The sequence below is a fragment of the Streptomyces sp. NPDC048295 genome (assembly GCF_040652135.1).
GTDB lineage: Bacteria > Actinomycetota > Actinomycetes > Streptomycetales > Streptomycetaceae > Streptomyces.
Map to the genome: position 1 here is coordinate 139,123 of NZ_JBEZLL010000015.1, position 19,217 is coordinate 158,339.

The window sequence follows — 19,217 nt, forward strand, 5'->3', positions numbered from 1 at the left end:
CTGTGCTGTGACCGGGATCAAGACGACCGGCGAGAAGAAACTGATGCTCTTCTCCGGCCGCGCCCACCCCGAGCTGGCCGAGGAGGTTGCGCACCAGCTGGGTGTCGGCCTCGTGCCGACGAAGGCCTTCGATTTCGCCAACGGTGAGATCTACGTCCGCTTCCAGGAGTCCGCCCGCGGCGCCGACTGCTTCCTGATCCAGAGCCACACCGCTCCGATCAACAAGTGGATCATGGAGCAGCTCATCATGCTGGACGCGCTGAAGCGCGCGTCGGCCCGCTCCATCACGGTGATCGTGCCGTTCTACGGCTACGCCCGCCAGGACAAGAAGCACCGCGGCCGCGAGCCGATCTCGGCCCGTCTGGTCGCCGACCTGATGAAGACGGCGGGTGCCGACCGCATCCTCACCGTCGACCTGCACACGGACCAGATCCAGGGCTTCTTCGACGGCCCGGTGGACCACCTCTTCGCGCTGCCGATCCTGGCCGACTACGTAGGCGCCAAGGTCGACCGCTCGAAGCTGACGATCGTCTCCCCGGACGCCGGCCGGGTGCGCGTCGCCGACCGCTGGTGCGACCGTCTGGACGCCCCGCTGGCCATCGTGCACAAGCGCCGTGACAAGGACGTCGCCAACCAGGTGACGGTCCACGAGGTCGTCGGCAATGTGAAGGGCCGGGTCTGTGTCCTGGTCGACGACATGATCGACACCGGTGGCACCATCTGTGCCGCCGCCGACGCCCTGTTCGCGCACGGCGCCGAGGACGTCATAGTGACGGCGACACACGGTGTGCTCTCGGGCCCGGCCGCGGACCGTCTGAAGAACTCCAAGGTCAGCGAGTTCGTGTTCACGGACACCCTGCCGACCCCGGGTGAGCTGGAGCTCGACAAGATCACGGTGCTGTCGATCGCGCCGACGATCGCGCGTGCGGTGCGCGAGGTCTTCGAGGACGGCTCGGTGACCAGCCTCTTCGAGGAGCAGTAGGAACAGCGGTACCGAAGATCCACTTTGGGCGCGGCCTCCCCGCCGGGTAGACTCAGCGAGTTGCTCGGCGAGGGAGGCCGTACTCATGTGTACGGCGGTCCGTTATCGACGCGCTCTTCGTAGCAGGCCTGTCGTGGGCCGGGTGACCGTCCGATTTTCGTCACCTTACGAGGAGTGCAGTCATGGCTGAGGTCAAGCTCGCCGCCCAGGTCCGTACCGAGTTCGGCAAGGGTGCCGCCCGTCGCACCCGCCGCGCCAACCTGGTTCCCGCGGTCATCTACGGCCACGGTGCCGAGCCGGTCCACGTCACCCTGCCGGGTCACGAGCTGATGATGGCGCTCAAGACCGCGAACGTCCTGATCGGCCTGGAGATCGACGGCAAGGACGCGCTGGTCATCCCGAAGGCCGTGCAGCGCAACCCGCTCAAGGGCGACATCGAGCACGTCGACCTGCTGACCGTCAAGCGCGGCGAGAAGGTCAACGTCGAGATCGCCGTGCACGTCGAGGGCGACCTGGCCCCGGGCGGCAACCTCCTGGAGTACGTGCAGAACACCCTGCTCGTCGAGGCCGAGGCCACCCACATCCCGGAGTCGGTCACGGTCTCCGTCGCGGGCCTGGACGCCGGTGCGTCCGTTCTCGCCAAGGACATCACGCTGCCGAAGGGCGCCGTGCTGGCCGGTGACGAGGACGCCATCGTGCTCCAGGTCGTCGCCGCGCAGGCCGAGGAGCCGGCCGCCGAGGCCGCCGAGGGTGAGGGCGCGGAGGCCTGAGCCTCGCCCGCACTGCTTGACTGACGGGGTGGCGGTTCCTTGTTCGAGGACCCGCCGCCCCGTTTCCCTGTATCCGGGCCGTCCGGAACCATCCGTACACGAGGAGACCGAGCGCAGATGTCCGACTCCACCGACCCCTGGCTCATCGTGGGCCTCGGCAATCCCGGTCCCGAGTACGCGGCGAACCGGCACAATGTCGGCTTCATGGTGGCCGACCTCCTGGCCGAGCGGATCGGCGGGAAGTTCAAGCGGGCGCAGAAGGCGCAGGCGCAGGTCGTGGAGGGCCGCATGGGCCCGCCCGGACCGGCGAACCGGCGGGTGATCCTGGCCAAGCCGATGTCGTACATGAACCTCTCCGGCGGCCCCGTCACGGCACTGCGCGACTTCTACAAGGTGCCGACCGACCACATCGTGGCGATCCACGACGAGCTGGACATCGACTACGGGGCGCTGCGGCTGAAGCTGGGCGGCGGCGACAACGGGCACAACGGGCTGAAGTCGATGACCAAGGCGATGGGCGCGGACTATCACCGGGTCCGGTTCGGGATCGGGCGGCCGCCGGGGCGGATGCAGGTCGCGGACTTCGTGCTGAAGGACTTCTCGTCCACCGAGCGCAAGGAGCTCGCGTACCAGGTGGACCGGGCGGCGGACTCGGTGGAGTGTCTGCTGGCGGAGGGCCTGGAGCGCGCGCAGAGCGCGTACAACTCGTAGCGGTTGCCGTTGCGCGGTGGCGCGTACGACTCCTGGCGGTTGCCCCTGCGCGATGGCGCGCACAACTCCTGACCGTTGCCCCTGCCCGTGGCGCGTACGACTCCTGACCGTTGGCCCTGCGCGAGGGCGCGTGCGACTCCTGGCGACCGGAGCAACGGCGGTGGCACGCACAACTCTGACATTCCTGCCGGTACCTCGGCGATTTTCGGCCATGAGTTGACCGGTGGTGCCGGTCTGCCCAAGGATCGCTCCCCATGAAGCGGAGCTCCTCCCACCGCGCCCTGGTCTACGGCCGCAACGCCGCCATGGGCTGTGTCGTCCTGCTGCTGCTGGTGGCGGGTGTGCTGTCGTCCTGGAACGAGGCGCAGCACATCGTTCTGGCCAAGGGCCGTGAGCACGGCACGATGACGGTGACGGGGTGCGGCACCGATGTCTGCACCGGTCCGTTCTCGCCGTCGGGGCAGGCGACCGCGCGTTCCCGGGTGACGGTCGACAGGTCCGTGGCGGCGCGCCGGGGCGACCGGTTCCCCGTGGTGGTGAAGCCGGGCACGGATGACGTGGTGCGTACCGGGACCCCGGGCTTTCTGCATGCCTGGGTGCCGCTGGGCGGTGCGCTGGTGCTGGCCGGTCTGGTGATCGGTGGCGGTCTGCGGATGTCGCGGACCGGCTGGTGCACCGGGATCGCGGGTGCGGTCCTGCTCGTGGCGACGTTCTTCGCCCTGTGAGCGGGGCCGCACCCGCGACCGGGTGGGATCAGCCGGTGTTGCGCAGGCCCGCGGCGACACCGTTCACGGTGAGCAGCAGGGCCCTGGCGAGCAGCGGGTCGGGCTCTTCACCGCGTGCCGCGGCTTCGCGCTGGCGGGCCAGCAGCGATACCTGGAGGTAGGAGATGGGGTCCAGGTAGGCGTCGCGGATGGCGAAGGTCTGCTGGAGCACCGGGCTGGTGCCGAGCAGTTCGGTGGAGCCGGTGACCTTGAGGACTTCGCTCACGGTGAGCGCGTGCTCGGCCTCGATGGCGTCGAAGACGTGCTTCAGCTCGTCGGGGACGAGGGTGTCGACGTAGTGGCGGGCGATGCGCAGATCGGTCTTGGCGAGCGTCATCTCCACGTTGGAGAGGAAGTTCCGGAAGAAGTGCCAGTGCTCGTGCATCTCGTCCAGGACGCTGTCCAGGCCGGCTTCGCGCAGGGCCTTGAGGCCGGAGCCGACGCCGTACCAGCCGGGGACGATCTGGCGGGACTGGGTCCAGCCGAAGACCCACGGGATGGCGCGCAGTCCGTCGAGCGAGACGCCCGAGCCGGGGCGGCGGGAGGGCCGCGAGCCCAGGTGCAGGTCGGCGAGCTGGTCCACCGGCGTGGAGGCGAGGAAGTACGTCGGCAGGTCCGGGTCCTCGACGAGCTTGCGGTACGCGGCGTGCGCGGCGTCGGAGACGGTGTCCATCGCGGCGTCCCAGCGGGCCAGGGCCTCGTCGGACTGGCGGGGTGCGGTGTGCAGCGCGGAGGCCTGGAGGGTGGCCGCGACGGTCAGCTCCAGGTTCTCCCGGGCGAGCGCCGGGATGAGGTACTTGTCGGAGATGACCTCGCCCTGCTCGGTCACCTTGATCTCGCCTTCGAGGGTGCCCCAGGGCTGGGCGAGGATCGCGTCGTGCGAGGGGCCGCCGCCGCGGCCGACGGTGCCGCCGCGGCCGTGGAAGAGCCGCAGCCGTACGCCGTAGCGGTGTGCGACGTCGCGCAGCCGGCGCTGCGCGCGGTGGATCTCCCACTGGGAGGTGGTGATGCCGCCGAACTTGGAGGAGTCGGAGTAACCGAGCATGACCTCCTGCACGTCGCCGCGGAGCGAGACGAGGCGGCGGTACGAGGGGTCGGCGAGCATCTCGTCGAGGATCACGTCGGCGGCGCGCAGCTCGTCGGTGGTCTCCAGGAGCGGCACGATGCCGATCTTGGCCCAGCCGCCGTGCAGGTCGATCAGTCCGGCCTCGCGGGCGAGTACGGCGGCGGCGAAGACGTCGTCGGCGCCCTGGCACATCGAGATGATGTAGGACTCGATGACTTCGGGACCGAAGCGCTCGAAGGCTTCCTTGACGGTGTGGAAGACGCCGAGGGTCTTCTCGCCGGCGGCGTCGAGCGGGGCCGGGGTCGGGGCGAGCGGGCGGCGGGAGCGCAGTTCCTTGGCGAGGAGCTTCTGCCGGTAGTCGCGGGGCATGTCGGCGTAGCGCCAGGACTCCTCGCCGAGCCGGTCGAAGAGCTGGCCGAGGGCGTGGTGGTGGGCGTCGGCGTGCTCGCGGACGTCCATGGTGGCGAGCTGGAGGCCGAAGGCGGCGAGGGTGCGGATGGTGCGGGCCATCCGCCCGTCGGCGAAGAGTCCGCCGCGGTGCTCGCGCAGCGAGGTCTGGATGAGTTCGAGGTCGGCGATGAGTTCGGCGGTGCCGAGGTAGTCGCAGCCGGGGCGGTGCGGGGTGCCCGAGGCGAGGCGCTCGCGGGTGTTGACGAGCTTCTGCCGGATGCAGGTGGCCTTGAGGCGGTAGGGCTCCTCGGCGTTCAGCCGCTTGTAGCGGGGGCTGATCTCGGGGAGGCGTTCGAGGTCCGCTTCGAGTGAGGTCAGCAGCTCGTCGGTGGCGCCGGTGTAGCGGATGGAGTTGGAGAGCAGTCCGCGCAGGTGGTCGATGAGTTCGAGGGCGTCGGTGATGCCGTGCTCGTGCTGGAGGATCAGCACCTCCCAGGTGACGGCGGGCGTCACGTTGGGGTTGCCGTCGCGGTCGCCGCCGATCCAGGTGCCGAAGGTGAGGGGGCGGGTGCCCGCGGGCAGCTCGACGCCGACACGTTCGAGTTCGGCCGCCAGGTCCTCCAGTACGTCGCCGACCGCGTTGGCGTGCAGTTCGTCGAGGTAGTAGATGGCGTTGCGGGCCTCGTCGGCCGGCTCGGGGCGGACGACGCGCAGTTCGTCGGTCTGCCAGATGAGGTCGATGTTCTCGGCGAGGCGCAGGTCCTGACGGCGCCGGTCGGCCTCGACGACGGGCGTCTCCAGGAGTGCGGCGATGCGGCGGAGCTTGTTGAGCACGGAGCGCCGGGCGGCCTCGGTGGGGTGCGCGGTGAAGACGGGCCGGACGTTGAGGTTCTTGACGGTCTCGCGGAGGTGGGCGGGGTCGGCGTCCTTGAGCCGGTCGGCGGTGCGGGCGAGGAGCCCGCCCTCGGCGGCACGGCGGTCGCGCATCTCGTGGGCGCGGTGGACCTGCTCGGTGACGTTGGCGAGGTGGAAGTAGGTGGAGAAGGCGCGCACGAGCTGCGCGGCGGTCTCCAGGTCCGTGTCGCCGAGGAGCTGGGCCGCGGCCTCGCCGTCGGTTCGGGTCAGGGCGCGGACCCGCTCGACGAGGTCGAGGAGTTCCTGGCCTTCCTGGCGTACGAGGGTCTCGCCCAGCAGGTCGCCGAGGCGGCGGATGTCGGCGCGCAGCTCGGCGCTGGCGGCAGAGGTCTGGTCGGCACTGCTCACGGTGTGCGGCTCCTTGCAGTGGTTGAGCACGGGGGTTCTCCCCGGGGCCGCGGCAGGCAACGGCCACAGGGGTCTCCGGGGCCACGACAGGCAGCGGTGCTGACGCCACCCCGGGAAAGCAGAGTGCGGACCGCGCTGTCCGACCCCACCAGGATAGGTGTCCACTCCGTCGGCACCGCTCGCGGCCCGATCGGGTTTCCCCTTCGCGGGCGGCCCGTCGCGCTCTCGTGCGGCGGGCCCGAGCGCTGTCATACTTACGTCGCCGTAGGTTACGGAACCGTAGCCAGAGCTATCCGTCGTATTCCTCATCCCCAGGGGACCCCCCATGAACACCAGCCCCGCTGTGATCGACGACGCCCAGCCATCGGAGGCCGACGGTCAGCCCCTTCCCCCCGCCACGCTCGGCGGGGACAACAAGCGGTCGATCGAGCAGATCGCCCTTCTGCTGTTCATCGTGGTGCCGTTCGTGGCGCTGGTCGCGGCGGTGCCGCTGGCCTGGGGCCGCGGCGTGAGCTGGCTCGATCTGGGGCTGCTCGTGGCGATGTACTTCATCGGCTGCCACGGCATCACGATCGGTTTCCACCGCTACTTCACGCATGGTTCCTTCAAGGCGAAGCGCCCGCTGCGCATCGCGCTCGCCGTGGCCGGTTCGCTGGCCGTGGAGGGTCCGCTGGTGCGCTGGGTGGCCGACCACCGCAAGCACCACCGCTTCTCCGACGCGGAGGGCGACCCGCACTCGCCGTGGCGCTTCGGCGAGAGCCTGCCCGCCCTGATGAAGGGCCTGTGGTGGGCCCACATCGGCTGGATGTTCGACGAGGAGCAGACTCCGCAGCAGAAGTACGCCCCCGACCTGATCAAGGACCCGGCGCTCCGCGCCGTCTCCCGCCACTTCATGACCCTCACGATCGTGTCGCTGGCGTTCCCGCCGCTGGTCGGCGGTCTGGTGACGATGTCGTGGTGGGGGGCGGCGACGGCCTTCTTCTGGGGCTCGCTGGTCCGGGTGGCCCTGCTGCACCACGTCACCTGGTCGATCAATTCGATCTGCCACGCAGTCGGCAAGCGGCCCTTCAAGTCGCGCGACCGGTCCGGGAACGTGTGGTGGCTGGCGGTGCTGTCCTGCGGGGAGTCCTGGCACAACCTGCACCACGCCGATCCGACGAGCGCCCGGCACGGGGTGATGCGCGGTCAGATCGATTCGAGTGCCCGGTTGATCCGCTGGTTCGAGAAGCTCGGCTGGGCGCACGACGTGCGCTGGCCGGACTCCGCCCGGATCGAGTCCCGCCGTATCGACTCCCGGCGCGCCCCCGAGCGCGCCGACGCGGCATGATTGACGACGTGGCGACCGACTCCAGTACCAGCAGCGAAAAAAACCGTTCCTCCTCCCCCCGGCGTACCCGCCGGGTGCGGATGACGGGTAAGGAGCGCCGCGAGCAGTTGCTGGACATCGGTCGCACGCTCTTCGCCGACAAGGGCTTCGAGGGCACCTCGGTCGAGGAGATCGCCTCGCGCGCCGGGGTCTCCAAGCCGGTGGTGTACGAGCACTTCGGCGGCAAGGAGGGCCTGTACGCCGTCGTGGTCGACCGCGAGATGCGCCAGCTCCTGGACATGGTCACCAGCGCGCTGACCGCGGGCCACCCGCGCGAGCTCCTGGAGCAGGCGGCGTTCGCCCTGCTCGACTACATCGAGACGTACACCGACGGCTTCCGCATCCTGGTCCGCGACTCCCCCGTGGCCCAGTCGACCGGCACCTTCGCCTCCCTGATCAGCGACATCGCCACCCAGGTGGAGGACATCCTCGGTCTGGAGTTCAAGGCCCGCGGCTTCGACCCGAAGCTGGCCCCGCTGTACGCACAGGCGCTGGTCGGCATGGTCGCCCTGACCGGCCAGTGGTGGGTGAACGCCCGCAAGCCGAAGAAGTCGGAGGTCGCCGCCCACCTGGTGAACCTGGCCTGGCACGGCCTGGAGAACCTGGAGGCGAAGCCGAGGCTGATCGGGCACCGGAAGAGCTAACGGGGGGGTGGTCACCCCACCGCAAGAGCTGAACGGGGGTCACCCGTTCAGCCCGATCAGTCCGAATCGGGCAGGTGGAGCGAGGCTCCCGGGTCCGGATTCAGCCGGCGACTCTCTTACAGCAAGCGAAACGAAATCCATCCAGGAACCTTCCAGGCGGATCGGAAACCCGGCAGCCCTGCTGCTCCAGGGACAGCGCATCGGGGCGGGCCTCGCCTGCCTCATCACGGCCACGGACCTCGCCGCCAACTCCTACCCGGCGTGCGGCATCCAGCACAGCACCTTCCTGGAGCGGCTGAGCCTGCCACGCCTGACCGCCTTCTCCGCACTCGTCCTGGCAACCACGCCGCTCGCCAGGCGGCACCTGCACCCGGCAGTCATTGACGTAACCATGACCATCTCGGCCGAACACCCATCGACCGTGGCAAGAATCCGCATATCGACTTCAATCTCCGAAGTCGATATACGGACTGACGGAAAGGGCCCAGCGCGAGTCGGCGCCGAGGGAATTTACGATTCACCCTGACAGATATCCGACCACCCGGATACCTGCCAGGATGAATCCGACTGCACCAAGACATCCCCAGAGGAACCGCACCACATTGGGAGTGAACCTCGGATCCGGCGGACCTCCCGGAGTGAAGGATGAAATCAAATCGTAGACACGGATTCCAAGCCCTCGGACATCAGAAGCAACTGCCACACCAAATACACCGGGAAGAAACCCCCATACAACATAAATCATAATCACACCCTCGGTTGTACCCGTGTGTCCGCGTCGCAGGCGATGGCCGGTTCCGAGGAGCCGCCGGTCTGCTGCAAACCGGGGAACTCCGGCAGCAACACCGCCTCCGACCACGTCGAGACCACCCGCCTCGCCACGACCCAGCTCCCGAAGAAGTACCGGTGCGGGCGGCACGCCCTGGTCCGCACCGACTCCGCCGACGGCACCACGGATACCTCAGCTGGCTCACAGCACGCGGCCGATGTCTGTCCTGCCCGGTGGGCATGACCATCACCGACCCCATCCCGGATCCGGGCTCAGCCCCCCTCTTCGCATCTCAGCTGATCATTCACCCACTGCCGGCTGACGATTTTCCCTTTCGACGTCAGATACTCCCCTGCTTTCAGGGGACGTGGCGACTGAGCTGACAGATCAATCCAGTCGCCTCTGGCAGAATTCGACTTACCGTCACGTGACGATTCCTTTACCCCGACATAGAAGCCCTCGGGAAGTGCCCCTGCGAGAGGCTTTCCTTCCTGGCGAAAACTGTCTGACGTCCCCACAGTGAAGACGCCCCGCTTCACCTCTTCGGAAGCGGCCCCCCTGGCCTCCCACAACTTCTCGGAACTGCTCGTATCCCCGCGCTTGACACGGATGGTGATTTCAGCTCCGGAAACCTCATCCATCGGGCAGAGAGGGGAGGCGATCACCACGTTCCCCCGATCATCCAGCCGGTACCCGAACCGCACGGAACTCGGACCCGGGCCTACGCAAGAAGTAAGGGCGACGGCAAGGGCCACCGCGGCAATCCATACTCTCCCCCGGACTCTACTCAGCACGAAGAGTACCCGCCCTTACCCAGATCGGCCGCGATCTCATACCTGTTGTGACAGGGATCGAGTCCAGCCATGAAGTACTTCGGTACGAAAGCGAGCCCGGTCCGATCCCACTGCTTCGTGTGGACCCTCTCATGCTCCAGTCGCTCCGGGACGACATACTCGTCATCCCATCCCGTGACATAGGTCCCGCCCACGTTCGTTCCCCCTCGGCCGTACATGGGCAGAGCCGTCTGGCAGACAGTCAGACCCTGATCCTTGAAGCATTCGACTCCCCCGAGCATCGCAGCGGTTTCGTACGCAGCACCAGTGACCCGACTCTGCAGCTTGTTGAATTTCCCCATGACACCCTTCAAGGCTGGCTGAGACATGCTTCATGCTGCCCCGTAGTTGCCTTTGAGGATGCTGCCGAGGATCCCGTCCCTCCTGCGCTGCTCGGCTTCTGCCCTGGCCTTGGCCTGCGCCCGGTACTTCGCCGCCTCCTTCTTTCGCTGCTCCGCATAGGAATCGTTGATCAGATACCCGGAAGGGTTGGCCCGGTACGCCGCGTAGCGTTTCTGGGATTCCTTGTCCTTCATCGGGGTCTGGTTCCAGACCCACTTGCTGCCCTTCTTGGTGTAGCCGGCGTTCATTCCGCGGTCCCGTGCCCAGGCGTCGTCGTTGTACGAGGCGCCGCCGGCCGGACCATCGGGGCGGAGGCCGTCCGGGTCGGACTTGGTGAGGGGGTTGTTATGGGCGTAGCTGTACGCGTTCATCTGCGCCGGATCGTTGACGTCGATGACGGGGTCGGTGGAGAGGAAGCGGCCGAGGGCGGGGTCGTATTCGCGGGCGCCGAGGTGGGTGAGGCCGGTGGGGTCGTTGGTGCCGCCGACGAAGCCTCGGGTGCCGAAGGCTGCCGACTGGGTGGCGCGGAGTTTGACCGAAAGGCAGCTGCTTGCGGCGGGTCAGAGCGCGGGCCCGACCGTGATGGCCGCCATGCGCGACAACAAGGCCTGCGAACGCATCTGGGCCAACCGGGCAACGATCTCGGGCAAAGCAACAAAGAAGGTCGTCACCATTCTTCGCAGCCTCTGAGTGAGGGCCGCTACTGACCTCTCACCCCTGCAACCCGCACCTGCCGGCTTGGGAGCCCACCCGCCCCCAAACCGAACCGGTGGATCCAGGATCAGGTACCAGATCCCGAGTCGACGCCCATCAGAATGAGTCCGGCTGCGATGATCACGGCGCTCAGCGAGGCCCCCGCCTTCTGGCGTCTTGTCCAGATATTCCAGTCGCGTTGTCCCCGCGTTGAGACGATCAGGCCGAGCCCACCTATAACCATCACGGAGACTCCCACGTATCCCATATGACCTCTCTCAGTAACTACTGGCCACTAGTTGGAACTCGATCTCCATGCCCGGACCTCGTAAGTCAAAGTCCCCACAATCCCTATGTTCGTGTTGATTTTGTCATACCGGGCCGCTCGTTCTCCAACATCGACTACCTGGCCAAGCCCCGCACGCAACTGGTGAAACTGGTTTCTGCCGAGACCAGCCGACTTGCGAGTCACTGAACTTATGGCGGACCTGGCTGAAGCGCCTCGGTAGGCAATTCTCCCGAACTTCATTGCAACGCCACCTCCAGCCACACCCAAGAGATCCAGCGATCCGCTAACCCAATCACCCCTGGAAAAATCCGAGTAAGCATCCACTGCTGCACTGGCCATGGCTACGGGTATCAGCACAGGGACAAAGATTGACGCGAAAGAGAGAATAGTAGTGCGGTGAGTGTTGAGAAACTCGCCAGTGCTCTTCAATGCGTTGCCTGCACTGCTCAGGCCACTCTTGATGCTGCTCAATATGCCGTTCTGCTTGCGCTGCTGTTCAGCCTTACGTCGCTGCTCAGCAAGCTTGGCCTGCGCCCGGTACTCCGCTGCCTTATTCGCCCGCTGCTTCGCGTAGTAGTCGTTGATCAGATAGCCGCTGGTGTTCTGGCGGTACGCGGCGTAGAGGAACTGGGACTCCGGGTCCTTCTTGGGTGTCTGGTGCCAGACCCATTTGCTGCCCTTCAGGGTGTAGCCGGCGTTCATGCCGCGGTCCCGTGCCCAGGCGTCGTCGTTGTACGAGGCGCCGCCGGCCGGGCCGTCGGGGCGGAGGCCGTCGGGGTCGGACTTGGTGAGGGGGTTGTTGTGGGCGTAGCTGTACGCGTTCATCTGCGCCGGGTCGTTGACGTCGATGACGGGGTCGGTGGAGAGGAAGCGGCCGAGGGCGGGGTCGTATTCGCGGGCGCCGAGGTGGGTGAGGCCGGTGGGGTCGTTGGTGCCGCCGACGAAGCCTCGGGTTCCGAAGGCTGCCGACTGGGTGGTGCGGAGCTGTCCGAAGGGGAGTTGCTTGCGGCGGGTGAGGGCGAGAGTTCCAACCGTGATGGCGGTCATCGCGGTGCCCTGGTGGTCGCTGATGAGGTACGAGGTGGTCGCGCCGGTGCGGACGGCCACGGTTTCGCCGTTGTGCGTGTAGTAACGGGTACCGGTCTTGGTGCCGTTGGCGGAGACGGTGAGCTCGTTGCCCTGGGGCAGCGTGAGGGTGCTGGAGCCGTCGGCGTTCTTGGCGATGAGCCGGTTGCCGTCGGCGTCGTAGACGTAGCTGCTGGTCTTGCCGGCCTCGGTGAGGGTCGCGAGGTGGCCCTCGGCATCCCACTTCAGGTCCTGGACATTTGAGCCGGTGGTGCGCTTGGTGGTGTTGCCGTTGTTGTCGTACTCGAAGGTGGTGGTGCGGCCGTTGTCGGGGCCGCCGGTGACCTTGGTCTGCTGGACCGCGTGCGGGCGCTTGGCGCCGGGAGCGGGCTGGGTGTAGTCGGTGGTGACGTCCGCACCGGCGGTGGCGTGGTCGGTCTGGCTGGTGCGGTTGCCGAGCTTGTCGTAGCCGTAGCTCTGCCAGTACGCGTCGGGGCCTCCGACCGCCGCCGCGGCCGGACCGGTGGCAGCGCAGTCGGCCTTCGCTGTCCAGGCCTCGGTGAGTCGGCCCATCAGGTCGGTGGCGAAGCACTGGGTGTCCACGGACTTCTGGGCGTCCTGACCGCTGGCGGTGGTGACTCCGGTGACGTTGCCGGCCGGGTCGTACGCATAGGTGGTGTCGTCCACGCGTTGCGGCGCCAGGTCACGGTCGGCGGTCTGCTGCACCAGGCGGCCGGTGTGCTCGTCGTACACCAGGGACTTGTAGGCCTTCTTGCCGAGGGTAGCGCCGTACTCCAGACGGGAGGGACGGTTGAACACGTCGTACAGGGTGTTGCCGACCAGGGCCCCGTTCTGTCCGCTGGTACGGAAGGGCTGGTCATCACTGTTGTAGTTGGTGATGACCCGTTCCGAGGGAACGTTGCCGACGGCAGGGTTGAGCGTCCAGAGCAGGGCGCCCGTCTCGGCCTTGTAGCCGTACGTCGCCTGGGGGCAGCGGCGCGTACGCGGCGGTCTCCTCGTCTGGGCCGAGGTCGACACCGGACACGGGCAGGCTCTTTGCGGGTGTACGAGCTGGACCCGGTGTCCAAGGCGTATGCCCTGACGGGAATCCGCCACGACCGCCTCAAGGCGAGCGTGCCGTTCCCGATCGACATCGACATCACCCGGGAGGCGCTGGACGCGCTGTGACGGTCAGCCGTCCACCCGATCCAGGAACTCCAGCCGGTTCCCCACCGGGTCGTGGCTGAAGAAGCGCCGGTGCCCCGGCAGGTCGCCGTCCCAGCGCACCTCGGCGCCCCGCGCCTCCAGCCGGGCCGCGTATGCCTCGATGTCCGTGACGCGGAGGCCGGGGTGTGCCTTCTTCGCCGGGCGGAAGTCCTGTTCGATGCCCAGGTGGAGCTGGACCGGGCCCGCCAGGAACCAGCAGCCGCCGCGGGACGCGAGGGCCGGGGGCTTGGGGATCTCCGTCATGCCGAGGATGTCGGCGTAGTAGGCGCGCAGGGCGTCCTCGGAGCCCTGCGGGGCGGCGAGCTGGACGTGGTCGAGGGCGGCGATCATCACTTCTCCTTGCGGGCCACGGCGAAGATGCGACGGAACGGGAAGACGGTGCCGTGCGGGCCCTGGGGGTAGGCGGTACGGAGCAGGTCGCGGTATTCGGCGAGGAGGGCGTCGCGGGCCCCGGGGTCGTCGGCGAGGGCGGTCAGGACGGGGCGCAGGCCGGTGCCCTTCACCCAGTCCAGGACCGGGTCCTGGCCGGGCAGGAGGTGCAGGTACGTGGTCTCCCAGACGTCCGCCGTGATGCCGGGGGCGGTCAGCGCGTCGAGGTAGGCGGTGGGGGTGAGCACCGCGTCGGCGTGGCGCAACCGGTCGGCGAGGCGGTCGCGCCAGCGTGGGGAGCCGGCGAGTTCGCGCATCAGGACGTGGCTGGGCTGGTCGAAGTTGCCGGGGACCTGGAAGGCGAAGGTGCCGCCGGGGGTGATCGCGTCCAGCCAGGCCGGGAAGCGGGCGGCGTGGTCGGGGACCCACTGGAGCAGGGCGTTGGAGACGATCAGGTCGTGACGCTCGGCGGGGGTCCAGGTGGTGGCGTCGGCCTCGGCGAAGTCGAGGTGGGGGCCGGCGTGGGCGCGGGCCCGTTTGAGCATCTGCGGAGAGTTGTCGTAGCCGGTGATCCGGGCCCCGGGCCAGCGGTCGGCGAGCAGGACGGTGACGTTGCCCGCGCCGCAGCCGAGGTCGGCGATACGGGGCTCGGGGGCGGCCGGGAGGTCGGGGATGCGGGCGAGGAGGTCGAGGAAGGGGCGGGTGCGGTGGTCGGCATGGCGCAGGTACTGCTGCGGGTCCCAGGTGGGTGTGGTCATGGATTCAGGATCACGCGAGAAATATCTTGATGTCAAGACACTTGAATTCAAGAGACTTCATGTCGACAGACCCTCTACACTGATCCACATGGAGGACGAGGTCGACCGACTGGTCGCTGCATGGCGCCGTGAGCGCCCCGACCTCGACGTGGAACCACTCGAGGTGCTCAGTCGCGTCTCCCGCCTGGCCCGCCATCTGGACCGGGCCCGCCGGATCGCCTTCTCCGAGCACAATCTGGAGCCCTGGGAGTTCGACGTACTGACGTCGCTGCGTCGCGCCGGCGCCCCCTACCAGCTCTCCCCCGGGCAGCTCCTCACGCAGACCCTGGTCACCTCCGGCACGATGACCAACCGCATCGACCGCCTGACCAAGAAGAACCTCGTCGAGCGCCTCCCCGACCCCAGCGACCGCCGCGGCGTGCTCGTCCGGCTCACCGCCGAGGGGCGCGACAAGGCCGACCAGTCGCTGGCCGGGCTGCTCGCCCAGGAACGCGCCATCCTGAGCGAGCTCTCCACCCAGCAGCGGGGCGAACTGGCGGGGCTGCTACGCCAGTTGACCGCCCCGTTCGACAACATTCCCGGCTAGGGCCTGGACCGGTCCGGCCGGGTCGGCCGGACCGACGCCCGCCCGGCGGGCCAGGGCGACCGCGGCCAGGGTGGAGTGCACGCCCAGCTTCCCCAGCACGTTCTGCATATGGGTACGGACCGTGTGCGGGGAGAGGTAGAGCCGCTCGGCCACCGCCTTGCGGCCCAGGCCCGCCACCATGCAGCGCAGCACCTCGCGTTCGCGCGGGGTCAGTGACTCGACCAGCTGCTCGCTCTCGGTGCGGTGCTTGCGCGCCGCCGTCAGCTCCCGCAGTACGCCGGTGAGCAGCGCCGGAGGCAGATGCGTCTCGTCCCTCAGCACTCCCCGCACGACCGTGAGCAGCCGTTGCAGCGAGCAGTCCTTGGCGACCCAGCCGAAGGCCCCGGCCTGCAGTGCCAGTGCGGCGCGGACCGGATCGTCCTTCTCGGCGAGCACCACCGTGCGCACGGACGGCCGGCCCGAACGGACCCCGGCCACCAGGGAGATGCCGTCCACCGGGGTGTGCTCCCCGCCGTCGGGGACCGGGACGGGTGCCCGGTGGTCGCCGGCGATGCCCAGTTCGGCGTCGACCAGCATCACGTCGTAGCCGCGCCCCTCGGCGGCGGCCCGCTCCAGGCACCGTAACGCCGCGGGGCCACTGCCCGCCGCCGACACCTCGACATCCGGTTCGGCCGCGAGCGCCGCTGCGAGCGACTCGGCGAAAATACGGTGGTCGTCCACCACGAGAACCCGGATACGAACCACAGGCACCCCCATGCCGCGTCTGCTCCCGGGCCACCCCCGGCCCGCCGGAAGGGGCCGATCAGTGCGGGTACGGCGCCCGGATCGGGGAGATGGACCATGGTTCACGACCGCCGCCGTGTCCCGGCCACCGCCCGCCCCGGGCGCCGCACCCGACTGTCTCGTACCCCTGAATCAGCACCGGCCCCCACCGGTGCTGTGCATCAGGGTACGGCCGACGGGCCGTGGCGGAAGCCAATTCGCAGAACTGATCGGCTCCGGCCGCCCCCGGGACGTGATGCGTGTTTCGTCTTGCGACAGAAGTGACAAAAAGCCGCCCGCCCGGCCGGGTCGGCGGGGCTCAGCCGAGCCGGCGGGCTCCCGCCGAGGGCACGGCCGGGAAGATCCGCGGCGTCGCGTGGCCCGCCGCGGCGAAGGCCTCCAGTACGGACTTGGAGACCGCGTCCGCCTGCTCCTCCTCCACCAGCACGATCGCCGAGCCGCCGAAGCCGCCGCCGGTCATCCGCGCGCCGAGCGCCCCGGCCTCGCCCGCCGCCGACACCACGAGGTCCAGCTCCGGGCAGGAGACCCGCAGATCGTCGCGGAGCGAGGCGTGCCCGGCGTCGAGGACCGGGCCCGCGGCCCGCACATCGCCCGCGTCGAGCAGGGCGATGACCTGCTCGACCCGCTGGTTGTCGCTGACCACATGGCGTACGTAGCGCACCACGGACTCGTCGACGTCGGCCATCGCCAGGGTGTCCAGGGCCGCGCCGAGGCTCTCGTACGGCACCTCGCGCAGCGTGCGTACGCCGAGCGCCGCCGCGCCCGCCTCGCAGCCGGCCCGCCGCTCCGCGTACGCGCCGTCGCCGAGCGCGTGCTTGACCTGGGTGTCGACCACGAGCAGCCGCAGTCCGCTCGCGGACAGGTCGAAGGGGACCTGGCGCTGGGTGAGGTCGCGGGTGTCCAGGTACAGGGCGTGGCCCTCGGTGCAGCAGGCGGAGGCCATCTGGTCCATGACCCCGCACGGCACGCCCACGAAGGCGTTCTCGGCGCGCTGGCCGAGGACCGCCAGCTCCGGGGCCGTCAGCCCGAGCCCGAAGAGGTCGTTCAGGGCGAGCGCGGTGACGACCTCCAGCGCGGCGGAGGAGGACAGGCCCGCGCCGGTGGGGACGGTGGAGGTGAGCTGGATGTCCGCCCCGGTGACCGGGTGGCCGGCCTCGCGCAGGGCCCAGACCACCCCGGCCGGGTACGCCGCCCAGCCGTGCCCCTGCTGGGGGGCCAGCTCGTCGATCCGGAGCTGGACCACGCCGCCGGGCACATCGGTGGAGTGGAGCCGCAGTTCGCCGTCGGTGCGGCGGGCGACGGCCGCGCGTGCGGTGTGCGGCAGGGCGAGCGGCATCACGAAGCCGTCGTTGAAGTCGGTGTACTCGCCGATCAGGTTGACCCGGCCGGGGGCCGCCCAGATCCCTTCGGGCGCGCGCCCGTAGAGCGCGGTGAAGGAGGCGGTCAGCTCGGTGCTCCCGGTGAGGGAGGTGGTCGGCTCACTGGTCTCGGTCATGGGGCGGTGGGCTCCTCTCGGCGGGCGAACGTCCAGGCGTCGGTGACGATTCCGGTCAGGTCGGCGCGGGAGGGCGACCAGCCGAGCCGCTCCCGGGCGGTGGCGGCGGAGGCGACCAGCACGGCGGGGTCACCGGCGCGGCGGGGGGCCGCGGTCTCCGGGACGGGGTGGCCGGTGACCTCGCGGACGGTCTCGATGACCTCGCGCACCGAGAAGCCGTTGCCGTTGCCGAGGTTGCAGATCAGGTGCTCGCCCGCGGTGGCCGCGTCCAGGGCCAGCAGGTGCGCCTCGGCGAGGTCGGCGACGTGGATGTAGTCGCGGACGCAGGTGCCGTCGGGGGTGGGGTAGTCGTCGCCGTAGACGGAGATCGACTCGCGCCGGCCGAGCGCGACCTGGAGGACCAGCGGGATGAGGTGGGACTCGGGGCTGTGCCGCTCGCCGCAACTGCCGTACGCCCCGGCCACGTTGAAGTAGCGCAGCGATACCGCGGCCAGGCCGTGGGCGGCCGCCTCGCCGGTGATCATGTGGTCGACGGCGAGCTTGGTGGCGCCGTAGGGGTTGGTGGGCGCGGTCGCGTCGGACTCGGTGATGGGGGTGGTGGCCGGTTCGCCGTAGGTGGCGGCGGTGGAGGAGAAGACCAGGGTCCGCACGCCGGCGTCGCGCATCGCGGCGAGCAGCGCGAGGGAGCCGCCGACGTTGTTGACCCAGTACTTCTCCGGGTCCGTGACGGACTCGCCGACCTGGGAGTACGCGGCGAAGTGCAGCACCCCGTCGTAGGAGGGGTCCAGCCACTTCGCCGCGTCCTGGATGCGGCCCTCGATGAACTCGGCCCCGGCCGGGACGCCCTCCCGGAACCCGGTCGAGAGGTCGTCGAGAACGGTGACCGCGTGCCCGGCCTCCAGCAGGTGCTGGGCGACCACGCTGCCGACGTATCCCGCGCCGCCCGTGACCAGGTACTTCTTCTGGGGCTTGCTCACTCGCTCGCTACCTCTCGCAGTCGCTGGGCCGCGGCCTCCGGCGGCACATCGTTGATGAACACGTTCATGCCGGATTCGGAACCCGCGAGGAACTTCAGCTTGCCGGAGGTACGTCGGATGGTGAAAAGCTCCAGATGGAGTCCGAAGTCCTCCCGTCCGGGGACCCCGAACGGGGCCTGGTGCCAGGCCGAGATGTACGGGGTCGGCGGCTCGCCGGGGCCGAAGATCCGGTCGAATCGCCTCAAGAGTTCCAGATAAACCTGTGGAAACTCCGTGCGCGCGGCCTCGTCGAGTTCCCGCAGGTCGGGGACGCGGCGGCGGGGGTGGAGGTGGACCTCGTACGGCCAGTGCGCGGCGTACGGCACGAAGGCGACCCAGTGCTCGCCGTCGAGGACGATCCGGGAGCCGTCCGCCTGCTCGCGGGCCACCACGTCGTCGAAGAGGTTGCCGCCGGTCGCGGTGCGGTGGGCCGCCATGGAGCGGAACATCAGCTCGGTACGCGGGGTGACGAAGGGGTACGCGTAGATCTGCCCGTGCGGGTGGCCGAGCGTGACGCCGATCTCGGCGCCCCGGTTCTCGAAGCAGAACACCTGCTTGACCTGCGGGAGTTCGGCGAGTTCGGCGGTGCGGTCGGTCCAGGCCGCGAGGACCAGGGCGGCCTGTTCCTCGGTGAGGTCGGCGAAGGAGGCGTCGTGGTCGGAGGTGAAGCAGACGACCTCGCAGCGGCCGGAGTCACCGGCGAGCGAGGGGAAGCGGTTCTCGAAGACGGCGACGTCGTAGTCGGCCTCGGGGATCTCGCTCTGCCGGCCGTCCCGCGAGGGGCAGAGCGGGCATTCGTCGGCCGGCGGGTGGTAGATGCGGCCCTGGCGGTGCGAGGCGATGGCGACGCTGTCCCCGAGGAACGGGTCGCGGCGGATCTCGGACGAGGTCGAGACGGCGTCGAGGGGGCGTCGGTCGACGGCCTCCCGTACGGCGTCGTCGCGGCTGTCGTAGTAGAGCAGCTCCCGGCCGTCGGCGAGCGTCGTAACCGTCTTCTTCACCAGGTTCCTCCAAACATAACCAAACACAATGAACC

General features: G+C 69.1%; 17 protein-coding genes and 3 pseudogenes. 10 read left to right on the top strand and 10 right to left on the bottom strand.

Features of this window, described 5'->3' with window-relative positions; translation table 11 throughout:
* Positions 1–7: 7 nt before the first annotated feature.
* From AB0D53_RS22810 to AB0D53_RS22825, 4 genes are all read left to right on the top strand, one after another.
* Entirely contained in the window at positions 8–982 is a 975-nt protein-coding gene (locus AB0D53_RS22810; RefSeq protein ID WP_030976866.1) for a ribose-phosphate diphosphokinase, read from the top strand.
* 182 nt (positions 983–1,164) lie between these two features.
* A complete protein-coding gene (locus AB0D53_RS22815) occupies positions 1,165–1,752 on the top strand; it encodes a 50S ribosomal protein L25/general stress protein Ctc (protein ID WP_362449384.1) in 588 nt (195 codons plus the stop codon).
* A gap of 117 nt (positions 1,753–1,869) precedes the next feature.
* Positions 1,870–2,463, top strand: coding sequence for an aminoacyl-tRNA hydrolase (pth, locus tag AB0D53_RS22820; RefSeq protein WP_329815203.1), 594 nt, complete (start codon positions 1,870–1,872; stop codon positions 2,461–2,463).
* 254 nt (positions 2,464–2,717) lie between these two features.
* Positions 2,718–3,188 carry a hypothetical protein gene (locus AB0D53_RS22825; RefSeq protein WP_362449387.1) on the top strand — a complete coding sequence of 157 codons (471 nt, stop codon included), beginning with the start codon at positions 2,718–2,720 and terminating at the stop codon, positions 3,186–3,188.
* A 28-nt stretch (positions 3,189–3,216) separates the two neighbouring features.
* On the opposite strand, the gene ppc is transcribed toward AB0D53_RS22825, so the two are convergent.
* Positions 3,217–5,946: a phosphoenolpyruvate carboxylase gene (gene ppc, locus AB0D53_RS22830; protein WP_362449389.1), complete on the bottom strand. Its 2,730-nt coding sequence runs from the start codon at positions 5,944–5,946 to the stop codon at positions 3,217–3,219.
* 325 nt (positions 5,947–6,271) lie between these two features.
* Between ppc and AB0D53_RS22835 the strand changes: the two genes are divergently transcribed.
* The 3 genes and pseudogenes from AB0D53_RS22835 to AB0D53_RS22845 form a co-directional block, all read left to right on the top strand.
* Positions 6,272–7,273: a fatty acid desaturase gene (locus AB0D53_RS22835; RefSeq protein ID WP_362449391.1), complete on the top strand. Its 1,002-nt coding sequence runs from the start codon at positions 6,272–6,274 to the stop codon at positions 7,271–7,273.
* The gene (locus AB0D53_RS22840) at positions 7,270–7,956 is read left to right on the top strand and encodes a TetR/AcrR family transcriptional regulator (RefSeq protein ID WP_362449393.1); all 687 of its coding nucleotides are present in this window, start codon (positions 7,270–7,272) and stop codon (positions 7,954–7,956) included. Before AB0D53_RS22835 ends, AB0D53_RS22840 begins: the two co-directional genes overlap by 4 nt.
* A gap of 820 nt (positions 7,957–8,776) precedes the next feature.
* Positions 8,777–8,991: pseudogene (locus tag AB0D53_RS22845) on the top strand (IS1380 family transposase); the annotation flags it as partial.
* Between the two features lie 899 nt (positions 8,992–9,890).
* Here AB0D53_RS22845 and AB0D53_RS22850 read toward each other — a convergent pair.
* Positions 9,891–10,271, bottom strand: a complete 381-nt coding sequence (locus AB0D53_RS22850; protein WP_362449395.1) for a hypothetical protein — start codon at positions 10,269–10,271, stop codon at positions 9,891–9,893.
* Positions 10,272–10,343: pseudogene (locus AB0D53_RS22855) on the bottom strand (hypothetical protein); the annotation flags it as partial.
* Positions 10,344–10,398: 55 nt separating this feature from the next.
* On the opposite strand from AB0D53_RS22855, the gene AB0D53_RS22860 reads away from it, so the two are divergent.
* A complete protein-coding gene (locus tag AB0D53_RS22860) occupies positions 10,399–10,590 on the top strand; it encodes a hypothetical protein (RefSeq protein WP_362449397.1) in 192 nt (63 codons plus the stop codon).
* A gap of 298 nt (positions 10,591–10,888) precedes the next feature.
* On the opposite strand, the gene AB0D53_RS22865 is transcribed toward AB0D53_RS22860, so the two are convergent.
* Complete coding sequence (locus AB0D53_RS22865; protein ID WP_362449399.1) at positions 10,889–12,985, bottom strand: RHS repeat-associated core domain-containing protein; 2,097 nt, start codon at positions 12,983–12,985, stop codon at positions 10,889–10,891.
* Between the two features lie 18 nt (positions 12,986–13,003).
* Between AB0D53_RS22865 and AB0D53_RS22870 the strand changes: the two are divergent.
* Positions 13,004–13,135 (top strand): annotated as a pseudogene (locus AB0D53_RS22870) (Uma2 family endonuclease); the annotation flags it as partial.
* A 3-nt stretch (positions 13,136–13,138) separates the two neighbouring features.
* Here the strand turns inward: AB0D53_RS22870 and AB0D53_RS22875 are convergent.
* Both AB0D53_RS22875 and AB0D53_RS22880 read right to left on the bottom strand, forming a co-directional pair.
* Positions 13,139–13,504, bottom strand: coding sequence for a VOC family protein (locus tag AB0D53_RS22875; RefSeq protein WP_362449401.1), 366 nt, complete (start codon positions 13,502–13,504; stop codon positions 13,139–13,141).
* Entirely contained in the window at positions 13,504–14,301 is a 798-nt protein-coding gene (locus tag AB0D53_RS22880; RefSeq protein WP_362449403.1) for a trans-aconitate 2-methyltransferase, read from the bottom strand. The genes AB0D53_RS22875 and AB0D53_RS22880 overlap by 1 nt, the downstream gene beginning before the upstream one ends.
* A gap of 88 nt (positions 14,302–14,389) precedes the next feature.
* On the opposite strand from AB0D53_RS22880, the gene AB0D53_RS22885 reads away from it, so the two are divergent.
* Positions 14,390–14,887: a MarR family transcriptional regulator gene (locus AB0D53_RS22885; protein WP_072487439.1), complete on the top strand. Its 498-nt coding sequence runs from the start codon at positions 14,390–14,392 to the stop codon at positions 14,885–14,887.
* Here the strand turns inward: AB0D53_RS22885 and AB0D53_RS22890 are convergent.
* From AB0D53_RS22890 to galT, 4 genes are all read right to left on the bottom strand, one after another.
* Complete coding sequence (locus tag AB0D53_RS22890; protein WP_362449520.1) at positions 14,846–15,631, bottom strand: response regulator transcription factor; 786 nt, start codon at positions 15,629–15,631, stop codon at positions 14,846–14,848. The two genes, AB0D53_RS22885 and AB0D53_RS22890, sit on opposite strands and share 42 nt — an antisense overlap.
* A 337-nt stretch (positions 15,632–15,968) precedes the next feature.
* The gene (gene galK, locus AB0D53_RS22895) at positions 15,969–17,165 is read right to left on the bottom strand and encodes a galactokinase (RefSeq protein WP_362449405.1); all 1,197 of its coding nucleotides are present in this window, start codon (positions 17,163–17,165) and stop codon (positions 15,969–15,971) included.
* Positions 17,162–18,142 (bottom strand): UDP-glucose 4-epimerase GalE, encoded by a 981-nt coding sequence (gene galE, locus AB0D53_RS22900; protein WP_362449407.1) that lies wholly within the window; start codon positions 18,140–18,142, stop codon positions 17,162–17,164. The genes galK and galE overlap by 4 nt, the downstream gene beginning before the upstream one ends.
* Entirely contained in the window at positions 18,139–19,182 is a 1,044-nt protein-coding gene (gene galT / locus AB0D53_RS22905) for a galactose-1-phosphate uridylyltransferase (RefSeq protein WP_362449410.1), read from the bottom strand. The genes galE and galT overlap by 4 nt, the downstream gene beginning before the upstream one ends.
* Positions 19,183–19,217: the final 35 nt, after the last annotated feature.

What these genes read in the sequence shown, in the direction of transcription:
- AB0D53_RS22835 (WP_362449391.1), top strand. Translation starts at nt 6,272, where the DNA reads ATGAACACCAGCCCCGCTGTGATCGACGACGCCCAGCCATCGGAGGCC.
- AB0D53_RS22840 (WP_362449393.1), top strand. Translation starts at nt 7,270, where the DNA reads ATGATTGACGACGTGGCGACCGACTCCAGTACCAGCAGCGAAAAAAAC.
- pth (WP_329815203.1), top strand. Translation starts at nt 1,870, where the DNA reads ATGTCCGACTCCACCGACCCCTGGCTCATCGTGGGCCTCGGCAATCCC.
- AB0D53_RS22880 (WP_362449403.1), bottom strand. Translation starts at nt 14,301, where the DNA reads ATGACCACACCCACCTGGGACCCGCAGCAGTACCTGCGCCATGCCGAC.
- AB0D53_RS22850 (WP_362449395.1), bottom strand. Translation starts at nt 10,271, where the DNA reads ATGAACGCGTACAGCTACGCCCATAACAACCCCCTCACCAAGTCCGAC.
- AB0D53_RS22815 (WP_362449384.1), top strand. Translation starts at nt 1,165, where the DNA reads ATGGCTGAGGTCAAGCTCGCCGCCCAGGTCCGTACCGAGTTCGGCAAG.
- AB0D53_RS22825 (WP_362449387.1), top strand. Translation starts at nt 2,718, where the DNA reads ATGAAGCGGAGCTCCTCCCACCGCGCCCTGGTCTACGGCCGCAACGCC.
- galK (WP_362449405.1), bottom strand. Translation starts at nt 17,165, where the DNA reads ATGACCGAGACCAGTGAGCCGACCACCTCCCTCACCGGGAGCACCGAG.
- AB0D53_RS22875 (WP_362449401.1), bottom strand. Translation starts at nt 13,504, where the DNA reads ATGATCGCCGCCCTCGACCACGTCCAGCTCGCCGCCCCGCAGGGCTCC.
- AB0D53_RS22885 (WP_072487439.1), top strand. Translation starts at nt 14,390, where the DNA reads ATGGAGGACGAGGTCGACCGACTGGTCGCTGCATGGCGCCGTGAGCGC.